Raw genomic sequence first — 22,539 nt, forward strand, 5'->3', positions numbered from 1 at the left:
CCAACCAGAACACCCCGACGCCCCGTCGCCAGCTCACTCGCCCATCGATGCGCTATTCGGTCGAAATCAGGAAGTTTTTCTACAGCCAGTATTTCTTCGGCGGCCTACGGATCGCGCTCGGCGTGTCGCTGCCCGCCGTGCTGAGCCTCATCGTGCTGCACGACCGCGAGCTCGGCTTCACGATCGCCACGGGCGCGCTCGGCGCATGCGTCGTCGACATGCCGGGCCCGCTCAAGTACAAGCACAACGAAATGCTCGCGTGCAGCGTGATCGGCTTTTTCTCCGCGCTCGCCACCGGGCTCGCGACGCCGCACATCTTCGCGCTGTGGCTCACGATCGTGCCGCTCACGTTCGCGCTGTCGCTCATCGTCGTCTACGGCAACCGCTGGCCGCAGATCAGCTTCGCGACGCTGTTCATGATGGTGATGACGCTCGAGGAGAAATTCACGCCGCTGCAGGCGCTCGTCAACGCATCGTGGATTCTCGCGGGCGGGCTCTGGTACACGTACTGGGCGACGATCGTGTCGCGCTGGCAGGCGCGCCGCATCGAGCAGCAGGCGCTCGCCGAAAGCCTCTTCGCGTGCGCGTCGTACCTGCTCGCGCGCGCGGACTTCTACGATCTCGACGCGGACCTCGACGAGTGCTACCGCAATCTCGTCGCGAGGCAGATCACCGCGGTGGAGACGCAGGAAACCGCGCGCGACATCGTGCTGCGCAACCTGCCGAAGCTGCGCCGCGGCAAGCTCGACCCGGGCCGCACGATGATGTTCAACCTGTTCATCAACAGCGTCGACCTGCACGAGATGTTCGTCGGCGCGCACACCGATTACCCGCTCGTGCGCAGCACGTTCGGCGGCTCGGACCTGATGATCTTCTACCGCGACCTGATCCGCAAGGCGGCCGCCGATCTGGAGGAGATCGGCTTCGCCGTGCTCGAGAACCGGCTGCCGCATTCGCGGATCAGCGTGAAGGCCGAATTGCGCGCGATCGAATACGAGATCGAGCTGATGCGCAAGAAGCAGTTCGCGGCGACGAACCCGGAAGCGTACGCGGCCGTGCTCGCGACGTTCCGCCGGATCTGGAGCGCGACGCGCCTCATCGACAAGATGCGCCGCAACCTGTCGGGCAGCGCCGACGCGCAGCAGACCGAACTGAAGATCGACAAGGCGCTCACGCGCTTCCTGCAGAAGCGCCGGATGTCGCCGCTGCTCATCTTCTCGAACCTGAACATGGGGTCGCCGAGCTTCCGGCACGCGCTGCGCGTGACGATCGCGGTCGCGGTCGGCTTCTGGCTCGGGCGCCTGCTGCCGCTCACGAACGCGTACTGGATCGTGATGACGAGCATCATCATCCTGAAGCCCGGCTATTCGCTGACGAAGCAGCGCAACGTGCAGCGTATCGTCGGCACGCTGATCGGCTGCGCGGCGAGTCTCGCGCTGATCTACACGGTGCGCGAGCCGCACGTGCTGATCGCGTTCATGTTCGCGTCGATGGTGATGAGCTACAGCCTGCTGCTTTTCAACTACGCGGCGAGCGTCGTGTTCACGTCGTCGTACGTGCTGCTGCTCTTCCATCTGCTCGCGCCCGGCAACATGCGGATCATCGGCGAGCGCGCGATCGACACCGTCGTCGGCTGCATGATCGCGATCGCCGCGAGCCGGCTCTTCCCGTACTGGGAATACCGCGCGATCGGCAAGCTCGTCGCCGACGTGCTCGCGACGACGCGCAAGTACTTCGAGGCGACGTGGCGCGCGGGCCGTGGCAAGACGGCGGCCGCCGTGCCCGTGCCCGTGCCCGTGCCCGTGGCCGACGGCGCGGCGGCCGTGCCGGCGGTCGCGGCCGTCGTCGACGCGGCGGCCCCCGGCCTCGACGGCGACTATCAATACCGGCTCGCGCGCAAGAACGTGCACATCGCGTTCGCGAACCTCGGCCAGGCGTTCCAGCGGATGATGCTCGAGCCGAAGGCGCACCAGAAGTTCGTGCCGGAGTTGAACGACCTGCTCGTGCAGACCCACGTGCTCGGCGCGCAGATCACCGCCGCCGCGCCGCTGTTGCGCCACGCGTGCGAGCAGGCCAATCCGCCCGCGCTCGAGCGCGGGATGGCCGCCGTGCGCGAGCATCTGGAGCGGGCCGAGGCCGGCGCGCCGCCGCCGCCGAACCAGGCCGACGCAACCCGGCAACTGACGCGCGAGCTCGATTCGATGGTCGTCGACGCCGAACGCTCGGACGCGAGCGCCGATCTCACGCACGACCTGAAGGTGCTCGCGCACCAGTGCAAGCAGATGCTCGCGTCGTCGCTGCTGATCCGCAAGGACGCGAGCGTGATCCGGCTGCCCGAGTGAGTCGCCCGCGTCACCCTTTCCTTTCCACCGTTTCGCGCCGCGCACGTACTCAGGGATTCCCTGACTACTGCCCGCGCGCGTCGATTGGTATGATCCATTCCGCGCCAAGTTGTCTATACAACTTTTCGGGCGCGAGCGCCGGGCCTGCTTGTCCGGCCGACGACACCAATCATTCGGAGACACGATGAAGAACTTGCAGCGCCATCTGAGCGCGCGGCACATCCGCTTTCTCGCGCTCGGCTCGGCGATCGGCACGGGCCTCTTCTACGGCTCGGCGTCCGCGATCCGGCTGGCGGGCCCCGCCGTCATCCTCGCGTACATCGTCGGCGGCGCGGCCGTCTACATGGTGATGCGCGCGCTCGGCGAAATGGCGGTGCGCGAGCCCGTGCCCGGCTCGTTCGGCCACTATGCGACCGAGAACCTCGGCCCGTTCGCGGGCTTCGTCACCGGCTGGACCTACACGCTCGAGATGGTGATCGTCGCGATCGCCGACATCACCGCGTTCGGCATCTACATGGGCTTCTGGTTTCCGGACGTCCCGCAGTGGATCTGGGTGCTCGCGATCGTCACGATCATCTGCGGGCTCAACCTGTGCCACGTGAAGGTGTTCGGCGAGCTGGAGTTCTGGCTGTCGATCGTCAAGGTGGGCGCGATCGTCGCGATGATCGGCGGCGGCGCCGCGATCCTCTTCACCGGGATGACGCTCGGCAGCGGCGGCGCGCCGTCGCTCGCGAACCTGTGGTCGCACGGCGGCTTCTTGCCGAACGGCGTGGGCGGCCTTGTCGCGTCGCTGTCGGTCGTGATCTTCGCGTACGGCGGGATCGAGGTGATCGGCATGAGCGCGGGCGAGGCGAAGGAGCCCGAGCGCGTCATTCCGCGCGCGATCAACGCGGTGCCGATGCGCATCCTGCTCTTCTACGTGCTGACGATGGTCGTGCTGATGTCGATCTTTCCGTGGACGGGCGTCGGCGCGAACGGCAGCCCGTTCGTGCAGATCTTCTCGGCGCTCGGCGTGCGCTCCGCGGCCGAGATCCTGAACCTCGTCGTGATCAGCGCGGCGATCTCCGCGATCAACAGCGACATCTTCGGCGCGGGCCGGATGATGTACGGAATGGCGCTGCAGGGCCAGGCGCCGCGCGCGCTCGCGGCGATGTCCGCGCGCGGCGTGCCGTGGGTCACGGTGCTCGTGATGGCGGGCGCGCTGCTCGTCGGCGTCGTGCTCAACTACCTGATGCCGAAGGACGTGTTCCTGATGGTCGCCGCGATCGCGACGTTCGCGACCGTGTGGGTCTGGCTGATGATCCTGCTGTCGCAGGTCGCGATGCGCCGCCGGCTCTCGGCGGCCGAGACCGCCGCGCTGAAATTCAAGGTGCCGTTCTGGCCGATCGGGCCGGCGCTCACGATCGCGTTCATGGCGTTCGTGATCGCGATGCTCGGCTACTTCGACGACACGCGCGTCGCGCTCTTCGTCGGCGCCGCGTGGCTCGCGATGCTCGCGCTCGTGTTCTACACGCGGATCCGGCCGCGGCTCGCCGCCGTCGCGCGCTGACGCGGCAGACGGGCGCGGCATGCGCACGCCCCCGGGAGGCCGGCGCGCCGCTTGCGGGCGCCGGCGCGGCCGCGCCGCCCGCGTTCGCGCGCGATCAGCCGTGCGCGGACGCGGCGCTCGCCGACGACGACGCGTGCGGATGCGCTTCGTCGTATTCGTGCTTCTGCGAAATCGCGTTGTACAGGATCGTGCCGATCACGAGCGCGATGACCACGACGATCAGAATCGCCACGCCGAATACCGGATTCTTCTTGCTGCGGGGATCGTTCATCGCCTGTTGCGCTCCGTCAAAAATTCGTCAAGCCGGCATTCTACGCGCAACCGCATCGCCATCGCGGCGCGCGGCGCGCCGCCTGCGCCCGGTGCCCGTCGCCCGATTCATCAGTCTTTTTGCGAGCGATTCGCATTTGCGAATCATTCCCGAATCGTTCTCATTTCGCATTACAATTCAAATCTTTCGTTTTGTAATGCTCGCTCCGTGATGGCCGCGCGGCCTGCCTGACGGAGCGGCCCGCCCACCGCACGTCTTTCGCCGGAGCCCTCCATGTTCGTCAAGCAAGCCCGCCCGCTGCTGCGCGCGCTCGCGTTCGCGCTCGCCGTCGCCGCCCCCGCCGCGCACGCGGCGAACGAAGTCAACCTGTACACGACCCGCGAGCCCAAGCTGATCCAGCCGCTCGTCGACGCGTTCACGAAGCAAAGCGGCATCGCCGTCCACACGGTGTTCGTCAAGGACGGCCTGCTGGAGCGCGTGAAGGCGGAAGGCGCGCGCTCGCCCGCCGACGTGCTGATGACGGTCGACATCGGCAACCTGCTCGACCTCGTCGACGGCGGGCTCACGCAAGCCGTGCGCTCGGCGTCGCTCGACGGCGCGATCCCCACGAACCTGCGCGGCGCGGCCGGCGACTGGTACGCACTGTCGCTGCGCGACCGCGTGCTGTACGTCGACAAGAACCTGAAGCTCGACGCGATCACGTACGAGTCGCTCGCCGATCCGGCATGGAAAGGCAAGGTCTGCATCCGCTCCGGCCAGCATCCGTACAACACCGCGCTCGTCGCCGCGATGATCGCGCACGACGGCGAAGCGGCGACCGAGCGGTGGCTGCGCGGCGTGAAGGCAAATCTCGCGCGCAAGGCGACGGGCGGCGACCGCGACGTCGCGCGCGACATCCTCGGCGGCATCTGCGACGTCGGGCTCGCGAACGCGTACTACGCCGGCCACATGAAGCACGCGGCGCCCGGCACCGATGCGCGCCGGTGGGGCGACGCGATCAAGGTCGTGCGCCCGACGTTCGCGAACGCGAAGAGCGGCGGCACGCACGTGAACGTGAGCGGCGCGACCGTCGCGAAGCACGCGCCGAACAGGGACAACGCGGTGAAGCTGCTCGAATACCTCGCGTCGCCGCCCGCGCAGGCGCTGTACGCGCAGGCGAACTACGAATATCCGGTGCGCGCGGGCGTCACGCTCGATCCGGTGATCGCCGGCTTCGGGCCGCTCAAGGTCGATCCGCTGCCACTCGCCGAGATCGCGAAGTACCGCAAGCGCGCAAGCCAGCTCATCGACAAGGTCGGCTTTGACAACTGACGTCGACGCGCCCCTCGCGCGCCGCCCGCGCCTTTTGCGCGTCGCCGCGCGCGGCTGGCTCGCGGGCGCGGTGGCGATCGCCGCCGTCGTCGGCACGCCGCTCGCCGCGCTCGCGTGCGCGGCGCTCGGCGCCGACCTGTCGCACTGGCGGCATCTGGCCGCATTCGTGCTGCCGCAAGCGGCCGCGAATACGCTCGCGCTGCTCGCGGGCGTCGGCGCGATCGTCACGTGCGTCGGCACGGGCGCCGCCTGGCTCGTCACCGCCTACGACTTCCCCGGACGCCGCACGCTCGCGTGGGCGCTGCTGTTGCCGCTCGCGGTGCCGTCGTACATCGTCGCGTTCGCGTATCTCGACCTGCTGCACCCGATCGGGCCCGTGCAGTCCGCGCTGCGCTGGACGCTCGGCTTCGACAGCCCGCGCGAATTCCGCCTGCCCGATCTGCGCTCGCTGCCGGGCGCGATCGTCGTGCTCGGCTTCGTGCTGTATCCGTATGTTTATCTGTGCACGCGCGCGATGTTCGTCACGCAATCGGCGAGCCTCGTCGAAGCCGCGCGCACGCTCGGCGCGGGCCGCATCGAAACCTTCTTTCGCGTCGTATTGCCGCTCGCGCGGCCGGCGATCGCGGTCGGCGCGAGCCTCGCGCTCCTCGAAACGCTGAACGACGTCGGCGCGTCCGAATTCCTCGGCGTGCAGACGCTCACCGTGTCCGTCTACACGACGTGGGTCACGCGCTCGGACCTCGCGAGCGCCGCGCAGATCGCGCTCGCGATGCTCGCGATCGTGCTCGGCGCGCTCGCGCTCGAACGCTACGGCCGCCGCCGCGAGCGCTATGCGCACGGCCGCCGGATGCGCGCGATCGAGCCGCGGCGGCTGCGCGGCGCGGCCGCCGCCGGCGCGGCGGCGCTCGGCTGGCTGCCCGTCGCCGTCGGCTTCGGCGCGCCCGCCGCGTATCTCGTCCACGAAACCGCGAAGCGCCTGCACCTCGTCGGCGGCGTATCGGCCCAGTTGCTCGCGAGCCTCGCGAACACGCTCGCCGTCGCGCTCGCCGCGACCGTCGTCACGCTCGGGGGCGGCATCGTCGTCGCGTGGGCAACGCGCCGCGCGCGCGACAGCGCGCGGTTCCAGCCGAGCCGCGTCTGCGCGCGGCTCGCGAGCATCGGCTACGCGGTGCCGGGCACCGTGCTCGCGATCGGCCTGCTCGCACCGCTCGCGCTCGCCGATCGCGCGATCGCCGCCGCGCTCGAGCGCGACGCGCTCGTGCTGATGGGCTCGGCCGCCGCGCTCGTGATCGCGTATGCGATCCGCTTCCTCGCGATTCCCGCGGGCAGCGTCGAGGCCGGTCTCGCGCGCATTCCGGCGTCGCTCGAACAGGCGTCGCGCACGCTCGGCGAATCGGCCGGCATGACGCTCTGGCGCGTGCACCTGCCGCTGTTGCGCCCGGCGCTCGGCGCGAGCGCGCTGCTCGTGTTCGTCGATGCGATGAAGGAGCTGCCCGCGACGCTGCTGCTGCGCCCGCTCAACTTCGACACGCTCGCGACCTGGCTCTACGCGGAAGCCGCGCGCGGCACCTACGAGGAAGGCGCGGTCGCGGCGCTCGCGATCGTCGTCGCGGGCCTCGTGCCCGTGATCGTGCTTGCGCGCACCCAACTGAAATCCGGATCCTGACATGCCCGCCATGCTGCTCGAACTGAACGCCGTCACGCTCGCCTACGACACGCCGCGCGGCCGGCGCACGATCGTCGATCGACTGAACCTCGCGCTCGAGCGCGGCGCGATCGGCTGCCTGCTCGGCGCGTCCGGCTGCGGCAAGACGACGGTGCTGCGCGCGATCGCGGGCTTCGAGCCGGTGCGCGCGGGCGAGATCGTGCTCGCGGGCGCCGCGCTCGCGAGCCGCGACGCCGACGTGCCGCCCGAGAAGCGCCGCGTCGGGATGATGTTTCAGGACTACGCGCTGTTTCCGCACTTGTCTGCGCAGCAGAACGTCGAATTCGGGCTGCGCCGCACGCCGAAGACGTTGCGCCGCGCGCGCGCCGCGCAGATGCTCGAGCTCGTCGGCCTGGCCGACGCGGCGAACGCGTACCCGCACGAGTTGTCCGGCGGCCAGCAGCAGCGGATCGCGCTCGCCCGCGCGCTCGCGCCGTCGCCGGAGCTGCTGCTGCTCGACGAGCCGTTCTCGAATCTCGACGTCGACACCCGCGAGCGGCTCGCGTTCGAAGTGCGCGACATCCTGAAGGCGGCGGGCCACACGGCGCTCTTCGTCACGCACAACCAGGCGGAAGCGTTCGCGCTCGCGGACCGCATCGGCGTGATCGACGACGGCCGGCTCGCGCAATGGGATACGCCGTACAACCTCTATCATCGCCCGGCGAACGCGTTCGTCGCGGATTTCGTGCGGCGCGACGCGCTCGCCGACGAGCGCCGGCGCGCGCTCGAGCGCGGGCGCTGAGCCCCGCGCGCCGGGCGCAGCGCGCCCGCCCGGTTCGATCAGCCCGCGCCGCCGTCGCGCACCGGCAGCGCGGTCGAATACTTGATCTGCTCCATCGCGAACGACGAGCTCACGTCGAAGAGCGGCACCGAGCGGATCAGCTTCTTGTAGATGCGGTCGTAGTCGTCGATGTCGGCGACGACTACGCGCAGCAGATAATCCGTCTCCCCGCTCATCCGGTAGACCTCGACGACTTCCGGCATGTCGCGCACCACCTGCGTGAAGCGTGCCGCCCACTCCTCGGTGTGCTGGTTCGTGCGCACGGCGACGAACACCGTCGTCCCCACGCCGAGCTTGCGCGGGTCGCACAGCGCGACCTGCGCGCGAATCGCGCCCGTCTCCTTGAGCCGCTGAATCCGCTTCCAGCACGGCGTCTGCGACAGATTCACCCGCTGCGCGAGCTCGGCGATCGGCAGCGTCGCGTCCTCCTGCAGCAGTTCGAGCAACTTACGATCGATCGCGTCCATTTCCCCAGTCCCTAGCGAATAGAAAATTATTCTATTCATTATCCGCATGAGGGAACAATATGGAATCCGTTTCTCCAGGTCGACCGGTATAAATACGTACCGACCCGCGCAAGTCGCCGCGGGCAATGGACGACCGAGTCAACGATGAATCACGCCGCCTCCTCCCCCCCGCATGCACCGGATACGCATCCGAAGCCGCGCGAGCGCGCCGCGCCGGCGCCGACGCCGATCGCGCGTTTTTGCGCGCGGCTCGACGCCGCATTCGACGCGCTCGCCAACGAAGCCGCGCCGTCGCGGCATCCGGCGTTCGCGCGCGAACTGCGCGCCGCGCTCGCCGAAGCCGCCGCGGCGCCCGACCTCCTCACGCCCGCCCAGCGCGAGAGCGGCGCGGAGGGCTATCGCCGCCACCTGCTCGCCGCCGATCCGGCCGGCCGCTATGCGGTCGTGTCGCTCGTCTGGGAGCCGGGCCAATGGAGCCCGGTGCACGGCCATCATGCGTGGTGCGGCTACGCGGTGCTCGAAGGCGGGCTCACCGAGATCGTCTACCGCTGGAGCGACGCGGCCTGCTGCGCGATCGACGCGCGCAAGCGCGCGCGGCCGACGGGCGCGGTGTCGTATGTGCGCGCGGGGCGCGAGGCGATCCACCGGCTCGGGCATGCGGGCGCGAAGCCCGACGCGCCCGCGATCTCGCTGCACGTGTACGGCGTCGCCGGCGAGCAGGTGGCGACGCACGTGAACGACGTCGTCGCGGTCGACGCCGGCGCGTATGCGTGACGAGCCCGCGCTTGCCGGCGCTCGCGCGAGCACTGCGGCGGCGCGCCCCACGCGGCGCCGCGCCGCCTGATAGACTCCGGCGCGTCCTTCACGAAGCGATCCCCCCAGCCCCACGGCGCACACCATCGACATCCTGGCCATCTCGGGCAGCCTGCGCGCTGCGTCGACCAACACCGCCCTGCTGCCAGCGGCCGCCGCGCTGTTCCAGCGGCTCGGCGAATTCCCGCTGTTCAATCCGGATGTCGAGCATCCGATGCCGGAACCGGTCCAGGCGTTTCGCGACCGGCTGAACGCGGCCGCCGGCGTGCTGATCGCGAGTCCCGAGTATGGGCACGGCGTGACGGGCGTGATGAAGAACACGCTCGACTGGAGCGTCGGCTGCGAAGCGATCGTGTACAAGCCGGTTGCGGTATTCAACGTGTCGGCGCGCGCGGCGTACGCGGACGCGCGGGCGGGGCGGGGCGGCGAACCGGGTACAGCATGCGCGTCACACGCCTTGCGCGCCCCGCTTGCCCGCCGCATCCGCGCGGACATCGGCATGCGGTCCGACGCGGCCGTCTCCCGCTTCGGCACTCGTCTCGGCGCGCCCGGCCCGCCCTTCGCCGCCGCGCGTCGCGTCACCGACAGCCGCGACGCCGCCCGCCGCCGTCGTATAGACATGCATTCGCGGCAACGGAATCTCGATCCCGGCGTCGTCCATCCGCTGCTTGATCCGCGCATTGAACGCGCGCATCACCGTCGATTGCTGCTGCGGGCGCGTGCGGATCTGCCCCTTGACGACCATCCAGTTCGGCTCGAAGCGATCGAGCCCCCAGACCTCGACTCCGCCGAGCATCGACCGGCGCACCGCGGCGTCGCTCCACAGATCCGCGCCCGCGTCGCGCACGATCCGCAGCACCCGGTCGAGATCCGCGGAGAACGGCGCGCGCACTTCGAACACCGCGTAGCCGTAGTCGCGCGACAGGTTCTTGACGATCTTGATCTGCGAGAACGGAATCGAATGGAGCGCGCCCTGCCCGTCGCGCAGCCGCACGGTGCGGATCGTCAGATGCTCGACGGTGCCCGCGTGGCCGCCGTCGACATCGATCCAGTCACCGACCGAGATCGTGTCCTCGACGATGATGAAAAGCCCGGTGATCAGATCGGACACGAGCGACTGCGCGCCGAAGCCGACCGCGAGCCCGATCACGCCCGCGCTCGCCGGCGACGGCGCTGCCGCCGCCGCGCCCGACGCCGGCGCGGCGGCGTCCGACGCGGCGGCGGGCGCGATCAGCTTCTGGAACGCGGCAAGGCCCGGATTGGCCGCGGCCCGCGCGGCGTGCGGCGCAACGGCGAGGGCGAAGCCGGCGAGAACGATCGCCAGCGCGGCGCCGCGAGCGAAGAGCAGGCGAGGCGAAATCGGCATGCGATCGTGCGAGTGGTGACGACGATCGCCAGTGTAGCCCCAACGGGCGCCCGCGCCGCGATCAGTAAGCGGCCGTCGCGATCTGCCGGACGAAGCGGTTCTGCTCGATCTCGTCGACGAACGCGATCGCATAGTCCTCGGCCGAGATCTTGCTGTTGCCTTGCGCATCGACGATCAGCCTGCCCGCGCCGGTGCGGAACCGGCCGGTGCGCTCGCCGGGCGCGATCAGCGCGGCGGGCGAGAAGAACGTCCAGTCGAGGTCCTGCACGGTCGACAGGTAGTCGCACGCGTCGCGGTGCGCGAGCGCGACGGCCCTGTACGCGTCCGGAAAGCCCTCGGTATCGACGAGCTGCCTGCCGGGCGCCACTTCGAGCGTGCCCGCGCCGCCCACGACGACGACGCGCGTCACGCCCGCCTTGCGCGCCCCGTCGACGAGCGCCTTCGCGACCGCGACGACCTTCGACGCATCCTCCTGCTTCGGCCCGTAGGCGCTCGCGACGACGTCCTGGCCTTCGAGCGCGGCGGCGATGCTCGCCGGATCGAACAGGTCGGCCGCTTTCGCGGCAACGTTCTCGGCGCTCGCCGCCGGATTGCGCGACAGCGCCGTCACCCGATGGCCGCGGCGCGCCGCTTCGGCCGCGATCCGCGAGCCGATCATGCCGGTTGCGCCGAACAGGGCGATGTTCAAAGTACGTTGCGTCATGTCGATTCTCCTGGTTGGCGAATATGTAACTCAAATAATTACATATTCATTCGAAAAAAGAGGGATCCACGATCCCCATCATAGTCAACTCGACCCGGCAGCGGCGCGATCACGCCGCGCGCCGGCGGCCGAATGCGCTCAACCGCTCGCCTGTTGCCCCCGGCCCGGCTGCCCGGACGCTTCCGAGCGCAGCACGTCGGCCGTCACGTCGGCGAGCGTGCGCGTTGCGAGCGACGCCTCCATCGCTCGCTGCGCGTCGCCGATGTAGCCAGTCAGCACGCCCTGGATGTGCCGCCCGACGAGGCACGCCGGATTCGGCGCCTCGCGGTGCAGCGCGAACAGTTGCGCATCGTCGACCGCGCGGCAGACGTCGAGCAGCGTGATGCACGACGGCTCGCGCGCCAGCAGCGCGCCGCCGCCCGCGCCGAGCTGCGACGTCGTGAGCCCCGCCGCCGCCAGCATCGACAACAGACGGCGAATCAGCGCCGGGTTCGTGTTCACGCTGCCCGCGATCATGTCCGACGACAGCGGCACGCCTTCCTGCAACGACAACAGCGCGAGCACGTGGACGGCAAATGCGAACCGGCTGCTCGTATTCATGATTCACCTGCGGCGGCATGCATTCGCACCCCGCCTTGACGACAATATGTAACCATCATAATTACATTTAGGCGGACGGGCAAGCGGATTTATTGACTCGCCGCGGCGCCGCTCGCGGCGGACGCGCCCGACGCGCCGAGCGCGGCCGTCTGGCTCCACTGCTGCAGCTTGCGGCCGGCCGCCTCGAGGCTCGTGCCGGCCGCGGCGGCCGCCTGCCCGAGCACGGCGGACGCGGCGCCCTGCGCGGCGGCCGACACCGAGCTCGCCGTGACGGGCGGCACGGCGGACGCCGCCGATGCGACGCCCTGCTTCGCCGCCTGGATCTGCTGATTGACGAAGCTCGCGACCTGATCGAGCTGCCGAGTCGTCTGCTGGGCCGCGTGGGCGGCGGCGCTTGCCGCGTTGTCGGGCGGCGCGCTCGCCTCCTCCGGCTTCTTGCAGCCGGCAAGCGCGGCGGCGACGGCGGCCGCGAGCGCGACGGCGCGCAGCCGGCGGCGGCCGGCGCGGGAGAGATTGGCGGTTGCGTGGGCGATCTCGATCGTCATGGCGAATGGCGCGGCAAAGCGGCTCCGAGTGGCGAAAGGGCCATGATACGACGCGCCGGCGCGCCCTCGGCGGCTTCCGGTTCTTTTTTACATGTCGTTGCCGCACCGGTAGCGGCGCGCGCGGCGCTCCGCCCGGACGGCATCCTCCCGCGAAATCCACGCTGGCGCGCACGGCGCGAGACGTCCGCCAACCCGTACAAAATCAATTCAAAAAACTTTCATTTATGAAAATTACACTTTCAGCTTGTTTTCATCGCCGTCCGCCGCGCCCACCGCCGGCGCGCCGTCGATTTCCGTCGCCCACAACAACTGGATTTCCCATGCCCGCGCTGCCCAACCCCTCCCGCCGCCATGCCCTGAAGATCCTCGCCGGCGCGCCGATGCTGCCGCTCTCCGGCGTCGCGCTCCCCGCCCTGCTGTCCGGCTGCGGCGGCGACGACAACGTCGCCGCCGCGCCGCCCGCCGCCGGCTTCGCAGCGGCCGCGTTCTCGTCGATGGCCGCGCCGACGCTCGCCGACCCGGCCGCGATGGCGACGACGACCGTCGGCTCGACGCTGTCGGTCTCGTTTACCGACGGCTCGACGCGCAACTACAAGCTCGCGTACCGGCCATTCTTCGTGACGGGCGATCGCGTGCCCGACGGCAAAGGTGGCACGATCCTCGCGGGCGGCTATTACGACGCCAACAACCAGCCGATCATCGATCGCTCGGTTCCGGGCCGGGAGCGCCAGTTCTATTCCGACTGCCCGGACGGCAGCTCGCTCCTCACGCTCGGGAACGCGAGCGTAGCGGGCGTGAAAGGCAGAACGGTATTCGCCGTCGTGCAGTTCGAATACACGACGCGCGACCTGGCAAGCGCATCGCAATACGGCCGGCTGCCGTCGCCGATCGCCGTGCTGACGCTCGACCAGGATCCGGCGACGGGCGCGCTCAAGCTCGTCAAGTACCACAACGTCGACACGTCGGCCGCGCACGGCCTCTGGATCACGTGCGGCGCGAGCCTGTCGCCGTGGAACACGCACCTGTCGAGCGAGGAGTACGAGCCGGACGCGACAAAGGCCGCGAGCGACGCTCAATTCAAGGCGTTCAGCAAGAACACGTTCGGCAGCGAGACGGCCGCGAACCCCTATCACTACGGCCATCTGCCGGAAGTCACGGTGAACCCGGACGGCACGGGCTCGATCCGCAAGCACTACTGCCTCGGCCGGATCTCGCACGAACTCGTGCAGGTGATGCCGGACCAGCGCACGGTGCTGATGGGCGACGACGCGACGAACGGCGGCCTCTTCATGTTCATCGCCGACAAGGCGGCCGACCTGTCGGCGGGCACGCTGTACGTCGCGAAATGGACGCAGACGTCGTCGGCGGGCGCAGGCGCGGCAACGCTCACGTGGATCAATCTCGGCCACGCGACGAGCGCGGAGATCGAGGCGCTCGCGAACCAGTTGAAGGCGGCCGACATCATGGACGTCGCGACGAAGGACCCGGGCGACGCGTCGTTTGCGAAGATCAACTTCAGCGGCGCGCCCGGCATGACGAAGGCCGCGGCGTTCCTCGAGACGCACCGTTATGCCGCATACGCGGGCGGCAGCATGGGCTTCACGAAGCTCGAAGGCACGACGGTCAACGCGAAGGACAAGGTGCTGTATTCGGCGATGTCGTACATCCAGAAGTCGATGGTTCGCGGCAACGCGGCCGCGTCGCCGGACATCGCGCTCGATCGCGCGATCAACGCGGGCGCGGTGTACGCGCTCAACATGCGCGGCGGCCAGCGCGACACGTCGGGCGCCGCGATCGCGAGCGACTGGGTGCCTGTCGACATGAGCGCGCCCGCGGCGCTCGTCGGCGAGGATCTCGCCGCGGCCGACGCGCTCGGCAACATTGCGCACCCGGACAAGATCGCGAATCCGGACAACCTGAAGTTCTCGGAAAAGCTGCGCACCCTCTTCATCGGCGAGGATTCGGGGATGCACGTGAACAACTTCCTGTGGGCGTACCACGTCGACACGAAGCAGCTCTCGCGCGTGCTGTCGTGCCCGGCGGGCGCGGAATCGACGGGCCTGCACGCGGTCGACGAGATCAACGGCTGGACCTACGTGATGAGCAACCTCCAGCACGTCGGCGACTGGGAATCGCCGCTGCACGACAAGGTGAAGGGCGCGCTCGATCCGCTCGTGCGCGCGAACTACAAGGACCGCTTCGGTGCGAGCGTCGGCTATCTGACGGCAGAGCCCACGGCAATCCAGCTCAAGAAGGCGTGATACCGGATTTTCTTCGTCGTCACGGCTGATTCGCCGGCGCCTGGCGCCGGATTGGCGCGATGCCCTCGTGGCGTCGCGCTTTTTTTATGCGCGCTTGCCGCGCGCCGCCCATTCAATCCCAATATATGGGAACACCCTTCGGGCTGCGAACAGGTATTGGCGCACATCAAAGCTTGCGGGGAAAAAACGGCTGGAAGGCCATATCCACCGTTGCAGTCGACGCCTCAGGAAATAACAGAGTCTGCAGGAACCCTGAGCGCATCGAGCTACACATCAAGTTTGGCATACACGAAGTCTGCGGCATCAAGAGCCTGCGGGCGTGCCAAAGGAATAAAAATACAAGGGCACAATGCGAATTGTGTGCATTGCACAACCGGATTCCTCGTCGATGCTACGCACGTAATAGGGGCGTAAGACGTAATAGGGGCGTAAGACTGGATCTGGCAAGGCCGCGCAGGTTAAGAGGAATAAGGCGCGCTTGAACACCTTGTCGCCGCGTCTGCATAGGTACTCGAGACCAATCGATGAGGCCAAGCGCCGGGTAACCAGCGCAACAACGGTGACAAGTCTCTGCATCCGCGTTACGGAGGGCGCCGGAATAATCCGGCCAAACCCGTATCAACGAGCACCAGCCGTCCACTAGACCGGTGACAATGTCCTCCAAATCATGACCCCATGCGAGAATCATGCCACGACTGGCTGGCAGATAAGAAATTCCGAATCCGGGTCCGCTGCTCTTTCGTAAAATTCTGTGGATGCAAGCCCACAAGTTGAAAAGCATCGTCCAAACTGCCTATACGTTGCCTCGACGCCTGAATGGAAAGCCAGTAAACAACCCTTTCCAGATAGCTCTCCCGCGTCTCCACCAAGTATGCCAAAAGGATCAAAGATTTTCTGTATCGCCGAGCAGAACTAGGAAATCCCGATTTTTCAAAAATAGCGTTACGTGTCGCACGGACCGGTGGTTCGATTTGCATCAGCGAAAACCATGCCTCGCGGACACGGGTACATTCTAACCCTATTGCATTGGCCCGATCCGAATGCGACGCCCCACGTTTCTGCCTGTCGTTGAGAATTACGTCACAATTACCACCGGACGTATATTTCCGGGCTTTCTCCAAGTTTCTTCGCCCTCCAGGCACGTATGATCCCCGCGATGCGACGAGATGCTCGAGAACCGACTCAGCAGCAAGGAATATAAACGGGTGACGAATTTTACCGTACCGCAGAAATCCTGTACCCCTATATAACCAGTTCTCTATTCTTTGGTCGTCCATTCCAGTCAGGCGGCAATACTCGGCACCGAAATAAGCCTTCCACTCCGAAATCAAGGTCGCCCGCTTCGTTCTCCCATCATCGCCAACCAACCCTGCATTTTTCAGCAAATCACTATATCTCCGTGACAACTCGGCACCATCGGTTACCAATCTTCGCTCGGCGCTTCTTTTGGCAACATCTTCAACGGCACGCATCTCGGAAAACGACGCATTCCGCACAATAAATTCATCCGCGTCATCTATTAAACCTTTAACAGTCGGATCCATACTCCTTCTTGAGTATTTTTTCTTTGCGATTTTCAGAATGGTCGAATGTATAATACACGCACACACCCCCGGCAACTGATGACAAATCCGCCAGTATGGCGTTTGGCCTTTCTCCCTCCACTCAGTCAAACATTCTTCACAGTATCTGAAATTCTCAATATTCTCGGCTGCCTTGTAACCAGTGAAACGCGGCGAGCCCTTGCCGGTCGGCAGGCGGAGCATATCCTGAAATATCATCTCCCGCATCTGTTGCGGGGCAAACGCCGTTGCATACAAATACTCGGTGTGCTCTTTTATTATCGCCTCACCGCTCATGGCCCAATAGTCCCGTGTTTGCTCAGCAAGATGAGCAATTCCACCTGGCAGCCTCGTAGTGGACCCACACAGGTAGCCGAAGAGTCGCCACCTTAGTTCAATTGTAAATTCAATCCCAACGAATTCCGCATAGCGGCCTATGTTGCTCCCAATAGTTTCGCCTTCGCTAAGTGGAAACAGCGCAATTGCCATCTTATTGCTCCCCGGCGTTAATCATTCGACTCGAAAGAGCCGCATCATTGGGTCGCACTTCTACGGAGTTGGCACGCTTCGTCCGCTCGCGAAATTGCCGCCGCGTCTCAACAACCTCCTTGAGTAGCGCACGGCACTTTGGAAGTTTCTCCAGTTGATTCCTTGTGCCCCTTGGCACATTTGAGACCATCAATATGCTGATTGCGCTTACCCACCTCGGTGGATTTTCTGAACGAATCGCCTCCGCACTTTCTCGCAATATAGTTACGTACGTGCTGTCGCGAAACGGCCAGTCGACTCTTTGCAAAAACGAACTTGCAACATTTGTGCAGCGGCCATCGAGCCATTTCCGGTCGTACCTGAGAAGCGCTCGATAGGTTTTTCTGGCCATCCGGCGGGCCAATGTCAAGGAACCGCAACTTTCTACCGCTTTGAGCCATTCCTGGCGGCACCGCAAGACTTCAGAGGCGGTACGAGATAGTGGTTGATGACTGGACTCTGAGGAGGCACTTCTGCAAAATCTCCGTACAGTCATCGTACTAACGCCCAGTTCGACCGCTATCTCTTGAACACACCGTCCTTTTTCCTTCTGCCTGACGGCATAGTCCCGATAGCACTTTCCGTATCGCCAAATCCGATCAACCATCGACACCTGTCCGTGCAGATGGAAGCCAAATCTGGTCCCACAGATACATTTGGCGTTGCCGTGAGTATCGCCTTGCCACTCAATGTCCCCACGAAATGCCCCCGCGTCACGTTCCAGTGCATTACAGGGGCATTCGATAGTAAATTTCCCCGAAAGACGGCACTTGTTTACGTTCGTTGAATTGAAGAACTGCTGCAAGAGCACGTGTGCGATAGTCGGCGCGGCGGCTTGCCCCTGACAGATCAGCGGCACAAGCCAGTCACGCGCCTCTTGCCCAGTTCTGAACAGGCCAAGCCAACGAAGATAGGACTCCCCAAAATGCTCGACTATGTTGGCTGACAACTCGTCCAGCCGGCAATTCCCGCTGCGATACGTGTAGCCCCTCTCTTCAAGGCTATGCCTATATCGAACGCGCATATTGAAAAAAACCGAAGGCGCAGCATGCATCAGTACTTCTTCAGACTTCCTCGTCACCCCGACAATTGCCTCCATTCTCGATGGTTCCATCAAATCGAGCGCAATCGTCGCGCCGTCATTAAAAGCATTGGCTAGCCTGCTCGCACCATCAACATGGAGTGTAGATACACGAAGATCTGAGTTAGTCAGCAACGTCATATGCTTCGCGCACACAGCGACGCCTGGTAGTTGATGAACCCTCCTGAAGTAGGGCTTATGTCCATTTTCCATATCGCTTCGGACGCATTGTCGACAGTACCGGAGTGTTTCCGGGGTTGAATAACGCCCGAATCCAAGCCCACTCCGGTTCCGAATTCGGCCAGAATACTGAGTCATGGTCGTGAGAACATTCAGCGAAATGCGAGGCGAACTGCTAGCGACGTAATACGGCATTAACGTCAATTTTTGCGCGATTTCCGTCGCCGTCATGCTCCAATAGTCGGACGTCTGGTCGCTGAGTCTTTGCAGTCCCCCCGGCATCGCCACAAGCGACGTCACCTGGCAACCAAGCAATGATCGCAAGAATCGCTTACGGTGAGCAACCTTTTCGTCCGCCAGATATTCGACGATGAGCGTACCCAGCAATTCGTCGGCATATGGCCGTCTTAACGCAATTGCCATCCTCCCCTCCGCTTCCATATGCCGTTTTTGCTTGTCCCGGCTACCAGGCCGCCACAAATATCACGTGTGTCCTATCGCGCCGTTTCCCTCTTCCTTTCACACTGCCTTATCGAGGTTCGCTGCAACTTCTTTCCGTAGTAGCGTCTTGCCGCTTCGCCACTCAACTCCTCACTCGATGCGGAAGGGAACTCCTTCTGCACCTCGTCGACAAGCGAAAGCGCGATGCCCTCAGGAACACCAAGCAACAGTAATCTTGACGTGGCGTCGATAGCAAACTCCGCTTTGTCGTGTTCCATCGCAGTCAGTTGATACTTGTGGCGCTGCGCTTCCGACTCCATGGATTCCTTCACATCCTTGACCATGTCACCCAGTAGATCATCGTATTGAACCATTCGGGCCTTATCTCCAGAACGGATCGCAGCCAGGAGCGGCCTCAAATATCCCATCTTCTCGTCAAATGTATCGCGGAGAATCTGTCTCGAAAGTGTCTCGACACCGGTGTAAATCGCGTTGTACTGGGCGAGCTGGTAGAGGGGGATTGCAATTCCCGGCAGTCCTAGCGTTAGCGTATATAGATACCGGCGAACGCTTGCAGACAGTGGGGCCGCGTTCGCCAGCCATTGGTATTTCTCCAACTGATCACAGAAACGACTCCAGTCCCGCGCATCTTTCATGCCGTTCCAGTTGATCACACCCAAACTGGTGACGCGTCGCACGGACCGCAGAGTCTTGCGAAAGAGCCCGGCGGCCTTTGGCGTCCCACTCACGATGACCGGTATTCCAACGTTGGCGAGATTGACAAAAAATTCGAAAAGCGGATCGTTCCTTACCACCGCATGCAGTGCATTCTGGATCTCATCGAGCACAATGAGCCCAGTGTAGTGGCGGCGCGAAACGCGATGCAGTTTGTTCGCGTAATCTGCCACTGTCGCGCCGGTACGAAGTTCGCTCAAATAGTCCGTGCCAAGCAAGTCATCATACTTGAGCAACAGCAGCTTGATAGTGTCCTTTAGGCTTGCGCTAGGAGGGCAGTCAATCTTGATCCACACTACCTGATTGATGCCATACCTACTATGGTGGACCACTTGCGGCAGCAACCTCAATGCCGCTTCTAACGCAGTAGTTTTTCCGGATCCTGACAGTCCAAAAATTCCAGCACAATATGCATGAGACTGCTTGTGTGGATACATGGCGACAAGCGTGCCGTTCTGCGCACATTTGTATCTTTCGAAAAATTCCAGGTCGCTGCCATCGGACACTCGCTCATTAACGTAGTGTTGACGTATGATCAATTGCACAATACTGGTAATTTCAAGATGAGCAGGCAACGGAACTACCAAACGAGACAGACGACCAATTATATTCAGGCGATATTCCTCAGATCGCGAGCGTTCCGCCGCAGAGTAGGCGACTGGAACGCCGAGCGCACGCATAATCGATTTACTATCCCACAACGGTCCCAATACGGTAATAAGCGGGTGGTCCTTGTACTCCTGCGGCAGGTCACCTTGATAGTATTGCGCCTCCACAGCCCGCTCGCATTGCCTCACCGGCGTCTGCCAGGCGTGTATTCGATCCGTTGTCGTCTTCTTTCGTAAGGTCGTGGCACTCACGTTGTGCTCCTATTCCTCAATCGATTCAAGCAACTCACGGGCGCGTTGCTCCCGGAGCTCTCTCGTGGACTGAACATTCTCACTAGCGGACGCTCCCCTGTTGCAGGCGGGGTCCTTGATGACGTCGCCTTCTCCGTCGTAAATCTCGCCTTGCTCAGCGACGGGAGTTGCCGGCATACCCGCCGCCCCTCTACTCAAGGCCACTCTGGCGTTGCGATCCCCTCTGGATCGCTTTCCCGTTGCACCGGGCGCGATTCGCGTGCGTTCTTCAACGCGCCGCTCCATCTGGCGACTTTCATCCATGCGGGAGATATCGAGCCGGGTCATTCCCGAGGCAACCAACGCCGCTTTGGTCTCTGCTACGGCGTCTCGGCCGACCTTCGCAATGTTGTATGTGGTCATGGCACGGTGCGACTCTTCTTCTTCCACGGCCATGCCAACGTTCGTCACATTAAGCTCCCTATATATCGCCAGTTCCTGCTCGGTCAGGCCGGTGAAGTTATCCCGTTCGCCCTCGATCAACGGACACGAGATCGGCGCGCCCAGCCCGAGGAGTTCGATGCTGCTGCTATCAGCCGAGTCGTAACAGATTTCAACGGAAGTGTCCGCCTTCCTCTTGCTGCGATACATGGCCTGCCGTTCAAGAAGCGACAGCCCGGGGCACGCGTAATGCAGACCATTGTGAAGAATGCCGTATGCATCGATCGGCACCGTCGCGGTGGACATCACCTTCGAGCGGAAATCCGCGACATCGACATGCCTTCCGCAACCATTGACTTCCGTGCCATAGGTCCACAGATTCAACGGCGTCGGCGCGTATCCCCCCTCCACCATCTCAGGCGGCGTCGGATAGCCGCGGATAATCCGTCGGTTGTAGCTCAATACGGCAAAGAGAACGACCCGCCGGATCTCCTCGATGTTCAGCGCCGCATGATATGCGGGGTGTTCGGAACCGCGCTCAAAAGAGTCTTTCTCAACAATACCCGGCAACAGTGAATTCCAAATCGCGGGAATGAGGCGAAAGCGCCGCTCCATCACTGCGCGCAAGTCCGGCCGATACGCTGGCGGATTCTGGAGTTCAACCCGAAACACCATGATGAGCGGATGCGCCTTGTGAACGCTGCTCACTTCTCCTTGGTCACCGTAAAGTACCGCACACAGACGATGCGATGGCCATTGGCTCTCGGTAATTTCCACCCCAAGCGAGTGGCAGAATGCCACCTTCGGAGTTATCGCATTGACAAGCGCCATCATGGCGCCGTTCCAACTGGGCGGATCAAAGGTCACATAAAAACCTACAACCATTGCAGACCAGTCATCAATGACTAAATAAAGTGTGGGCCTTCCGATTACCCTGGTTCGCAAAATTCGACCGACAAGATAAATATCCATTTTCGTCGCGTCGATATGATACTTCTCGCCGGGGCCACGCGAATTTCTAAGATGTCCGGTCAGCGGGCGCTCATGAAGTAGATACGTTCTCAGTCCAACTTCGCGAATACGTCGCTCTTCGTATGTGTAATTCTGGTAGATATAGTACTGAAGCTGCCGACGCGTGAGAACGATGCGTCCATTCAGTTTAAGTTCGACCATTTCCTTCTTTTCGTTGTACACGACCCTGTCGCGGAGGAACGTGGCTCTTACCCAGCCCAATGCAATATCCAGCGTTTTTCGGGATCGCTTGCCTCTTGTATATTCTGCTGAAAAGTAGTAGTCGGCAGCGAACGCGAGCAGATTCGTTACCTCCTCGGTTCTGGCAGACGCACTGAGGGTTCTTCTCGCGGCTTTTCTCCCCGGATGATTCTTCCAAATGCGCGGTTTACCCCGTCCGCCACAGCGGTCATAGTCATCCGATGCCGCAGCAGGTGTCATCCCCTGTTGACAGAATCGTCGAAAGGTGCGGTAAACAGTGGATTCTGAAATTCCGGCGAATTGGCAAAAGCGTTTGATGCGCTTGGCTCGCGTTGCACGATGGAGCAATTCCTCAAAGGCATCGCCATAGATAGACGGGGGTGCTGGCGAGCCATCTTTTCCGAGTGGCTGGTCAAAGGTTAGCAACCCAGTGATAATTCCCCATCCCTTCGAAGTCGTGGGGTCGCGAGCTATCTTCCGGTATATTTCCGCGCGCCGCGAGTGGACAAACGATGGGAGACGCCGTCGTTCGGAGACGTTAATCGGTAACGCTTCGAGTTTTTTGAGAGCAAGCTCGGCTTCCACGTTCGGCGACAGTCTGAGCAGCACCTCGTCGGTCTTGAGCTTGAACGGCTGAGCACGGCGGTTCGCCGCCGATTTCGCCTCATGCTCAATGTCGATGAGATGGGTCCATCGTTGTCCTGCGCCGGTCTTTAGAACGATATATATGCGGCTTCCGTTAAGCTCCTTAAGCACATCTCCGACTGCTAATTGCGTCGGCCATGTCGCTTTCTTTAGCATGCTCA

Annotated in this window: 17 protein-coding genes and 4 pseudogenes; 9 read left to right on the forward strand and 12 right to left on the reverse strand. The window is 64.0% G+C overall.

All coding sequences use genetic code 11. The features are described from left to right. The first annotated feature begins 47 nt into the window (after positions 1-47). From AQ610_RS12230 to AQ610_RS12235, 3 genes are read left to right on the forward strand one after another with little or no spacing between them, the layout of a single operon-like run. Entirely contained in the window at positions 48-2,342 is a 2,295-nt protein-coding gene (locus AQ610_RS12230) for an FUSC family protein (RefSeq protein WP_006026259.1), read from the forward strand. Next, the gene (locus AQ610_RS33425) at positions 2,339-2,530 is read left to right on the forward strand and encodes a hypothetical protein (protein ID WP_009911841.1); all 192 of its coding nucleotides are present in this window, start codon (positions 2,339-2,341) and stop codon (positions 2,528-2,530) included. The genes AQ610_RS12230 and AQ610_RS33425 overlap by 4 nt, the downstream gene beginning before the upstream one ends. After that, a complete protein-coding gene (locus AQ610_RS12235) occupies positions 2,527-3,891 on the forward strand; it encodes an amino acid permease (RefSeq protein WP_006026258.1) in 1,365 nt (454 codons plus the stop codon). Before AQ610_RS33425 ends, AQ610_RS12235 begins: the two co-directional genes overlap by 4 nt. A gap of 94 nt (positions 3,892-3,985) precedes the next feature. On the opposite strand, the gene AQ610_RS31815 is transcribed toward AQ610_RS12235, so the two are convergent. Together AQ610_RS31815 and AQ610_RS38120 are read right to left on the reverse strand one after the other, a co-directional pair. After that, positions 3,986-4,162, reverse strand: coding sequence for a hypothetical protein (locus tag AQ610_RS31815; RefSeq protein ID WP_006026257.1), 177 nt, complete (start codon positions 4,160-4,162; stop codon positions 3,986-3,988). Then, positions 4,159-4,298: pseudogene (locus tag AQ610_RS38120) on the reverse strand (penicillin-binding protein). Before AQ610_RS38120 ends, AQ610_RS31815 begins: the two are co-directional and overlap by 4 nt. 137 nt (positions 4,299-4,435) lie before the next feature. Here AQ610_RS38120 and AQ610_RS12240 point away from each other — a divergent pair. From AQ610_RS12240 to AQ610_RS12250, 3 genes are read left to right on the forward strand one after another with little or no spacing between them, the layout of a single operon-like run. Beyond that, positions 4,436-5,473, forward strand: coding sequence for a Fe(3+) ABC transporter substrate-binding protein (locus AQ610_RS12240; RefSeq protein WP_006026256.1), 1,038 nt, complete (start codon positions 4,436-4,438; stop codon positions 5,471-5,473). Beyond that, the gene (locus tag AQ610_RS12245) at positions 5,463-7,139 is read left to right on the forward strand and encodes an ABC transporter permease (protein WP_006026255.1); all 1,677 of its coding nucleotides are present in this window, start codon (positions 5,463-5,465) and stop codon (positions 7,137-7,139) included. Before AQ610_RS12240 ends, AQ610_RS12245 begins: the two co-directional genes overlap by 11 nt. Before the next feature lie 10 nt (positions 7,140-7,149). Further along, positions 7,150-7,920: an ABC transporter ATP-binding protein gene (locus AQ610_RS12250; protein ID WP_006026254.1), complete on the forward strand. Its 771-nt coding sequence runs from the start codon at positions 7,150-7,152 to the stop codon at positions 7,918-7,920. A gap of 38 nt (positions 7,921-7,958) precedes the next feature. Here the strand turns inward: AQ610_RS12250 and AQ610_RS12255 are convergent, their stop codons facing one another. Then, the gene (locus AQ610_RS12255) at positions 7,959-8,426 is read right to left on the reverse strand and encodes an Lrp/AsnC family transcriptional regulator (RefSeq protein ID WP_009892050.1); all 468 of its coding nucleotides are present in this window, start codon (positions 8,424-8,426) and stop codon (positions 7,959-7,961) included. Between the two features lie 144 nt (positions 8,427-8,570). Between AQ610_RS12255 and AQ610_RS12260 the strand changes: the two genes are divergently transcribed. Both AQ610_RS12260 and AQ610_RS33430 read left to right on the forward strand, forming a co-directional pair. Further along, a complete protein-coding gene (locus tag AQ610_RS12260; protein WP_006026252.1) occupies positions 8,571-9,200 on the forward strand; it encodes a cysteine dioxygenase family protein in 630 nt (209 codons plus the stop codon). Between the two features lie 124 nt (positions 9,201-9,324). Further along, a pseudogene (locus AQ610_RS33430) lies at positions 9,325-9,810 on the forward strand (NADPH-dependent FMN reductase); the annotation flags it as partial. Between the two features lie 36 nt (positions 9,811-9,846). Here the strand turns inward: AQ610_RS33430 and AQ610_RS12270 are convergent. The 4 genes and pseudogenes from AQ610_RS12270 to AQ610_RS12285 all read right to left on the reverse strand — a co-directional run. Next, a pseudogene (locus AQ610_RS12270) lies at positions 9,847-10,410 on the reverse strand (mechanosensitive ion channel family protein); the annotation flags it as partial. 256 nt (positions 10,411-10,666) lie between these two features. Further along, a complete protein-coding gene (locus AQ610_RS12275) occupies positions 10,667-11,308 on the reverse strand; it encodes an NAD(P)-dependent oxidoreductase (protein WP_009911821.1) in 642 nt (213 codons plus the stop codon). 138 nt (positions 11,309-11,446) lie between these two features. After that, positions 11,447-11,908, reverse strand: coding sequence for an Rrf2 family transcriptional regulator (locus tag AQ610_RS12280; protein WP_009911820.1), 462 nt, complete (start codon positions 11,906-11,908; stop codon positions 11,447-11,449). Positions 11,909-11,997: 89 nt separating this feature from the next. After that, the gene (locus AQ610_RS12285; protein WP_006026248.1) at positions 11,998-12,453 is read right to left on the reverse strand and encodes a BCAL1086 family glycoprotein; all 456 of its coding nucleotides are present in this window, start codon (positions 12,451-12,453) and stop codon (positions 11,998-12,000) included. Between the two features lie 320 nt (positions 12,454-12,773). Here AQ610_RS12285 and AQ610_RS12290 point away from each other — a divergent pair, with 320 nt between their 5' ends. After that, positions 12,774-14,714, forward strand: coding sequence for a PhoX family protein (locus AQ610_RS12290; protein WP_009916732.1), 1,941 nt, complete (start codon positions 12,774-12,776; stop codon positions 14,712-14,714). Between the two features lie 417 nt (positions 14,715-15,131). Here the strand turns inward: AQ610_RS12290 and AQ610_RS37335 are convergent. From AQ610_RS37335 to AQ610_RS12300, 5 genes and pseudogenes are all read right to left on the reverse strand, one after another. Continuing rightward, positions 15,132-15,269: pseudogene (locus AQ610_RS37335) on the reverse strand (IS110 family transposase); the annotation flags it as partial. 110 nt (positions 15,270-15,379) lie between these two features. Continuing rightward, entirely contained in the window at positions 15,380-16,765 is a 1,386-nt protein-coding gene (locus tag AQ610_RS33440; RefSeq protein ID WP_080595023.1) for a TniQ family protein, read from the reverse strand. Between the two features lies 1 nt (position 16,766). Further along, a complete protein-coding gene (locus AQ610_RS33445) occupies positions 16,767-18,488 on the reverse strand; it encodes a TnsD family Tn7-like transposition protein (protein WP_158354529.1) in 1,722 nt (573 codons plus the stop codon). Between the two features lie 71 nt (positions 18,489-18,559). Further along, entirely contained in the window at positions 18,560-20,101 is a 1,542-nt protein-coding gene (locus tag AQ610_RS12295; RefSeq protein ID WP_006026245.1) for an ATP-binding protein, read from the reverse strand. Between the two features lie 9 nt (positions 20,102-20,110). Continuing rightward, the gene (locus AQ610_RS12300; RefSeq protein WP_043282527.1) at positions 20,111-22,534 is read right to left on the reverse strand and encodes a helix-turn-helix transcriptional regulator; all 2,424 of its coding nucleotides are present in this window, start codon (positions 22,532-22,534) and stop codon (positions 20,111-20,113) included. Positions 22,535-22,539 lie beyond the last annotated feature (5 nt).

Source organism: Burkholderia humptydooensis, from assembly GCF_001513745.1.
Classification (GTDB): Bacteria; Pseudomonadota; Gammaproteobacteria; order Burkholderiales; family Burkholderiaceae; genus Burkholderia; species Burkholderia humptydooensis.

Excerpts from the sequence above, each read along its gene's own strand:
- AQ610_RS12230 (WP_006026259.1), top strand. The coding sequence starts at position 48 with ATGCGCTATTCGGTCGAAATCAGGAAGTTTTTCTACAGCCAGTATTTC.
- AQ610_RS12235 (WP_006026258.1), top strand. The coding sequence starts at position 2,527 with ATGAAGAACTTGCAGCGCCATCTGAGCGCGCGGCACATCCGCTTTCTC.
- AQ610_RS31815 (WP_006026257.1), bottom strand. The coding sequence starts at position 4,162 with ATGAACGATCCCCGCAGCAAGAAGAATCCGGTATTCGGCGTGGCGATT.
- AQ610_RS12240 (WP_006026256.1), top strand. The coding sequence starts at position 4,436 with ATGTTCGTCAAGCAAGCCCGCCCGCTGCTGCGCGCGCTCGCGTTCGCG.
- AQ610_RS12250 (WP_006026254.1), top strand. The coding sequence starts at position 7,150 with ATGCTGCTCGAACTGAACGCCGTCACGCTCGCCTACGACACGCCGCGC.
- AQ610_RS12255 (WP_009892050.1), bottom strand. The coding sequence starts at position 8,426 with ATGGACGCGATCGATCGTAAGTTGCTCGAACTGCTGCAGGAGGACGCG.
- AQ610_RS12260 (WP_006026252.1), top strand. The coding sequence starts at position 8,571 with ATGAATCACGCCGCCTCCTCCCCCCCGCATGCACCGGATACGCATCCG.
- AQ610_RS12275 (WP_009911821.1), bottom strand. The coding sequence starts at position 11,308 with ATGACGCAACGTACTTTGAACATCGCCCTGTTCGGCGCAACCGGCATG.
- AQ610_RS12280 (WP_009911820.1), bottom strand. The coding sequence starts at position 11,908 with ATGAATACGAGCAGCCGGTTCGCATTTGCCGTCCACGTGCTCGCGCTG.
- AQ610_RS12285 (WP_006026248.1), bottom strand. The coding sequence starts at position 12,453 with ATGACGATCGAGATCGCCCACGCAACCGCCAATCTCTCCCGCGCCGGC.
- AQ610_RS12290 (WP_009916732.1), top strand. The coding sequence starts at position 12,774 with ATGCCCGCGCTGCCCAACCCCTCCCGCCGCCATGCCCTGAAGATCCTC.
- AQ610_RS33440 (WP_080595023.1), bottom strand. The coding sequence starts at position 16,765 with ATGGCAATTGCGCTGTTTCCACTTAGCGAAGGCGAAACTATTGGGAGC.
- AQ610_RS33445 (WP_158354529.1), bottom strand. The coding sequence starts at position 18,488 with ATGGCAATTGCGTTAAGACGGCCATATGCCGACGAATTGCTGGGTACG.
- AQ610_RS12300 (WP_043282527.1), bottom strand. The coding sequence starts at position 22,534 with ATGCTAAAGAAAGCGACATGGCCGACGCAATTAGCAGTCGGAGATGTG.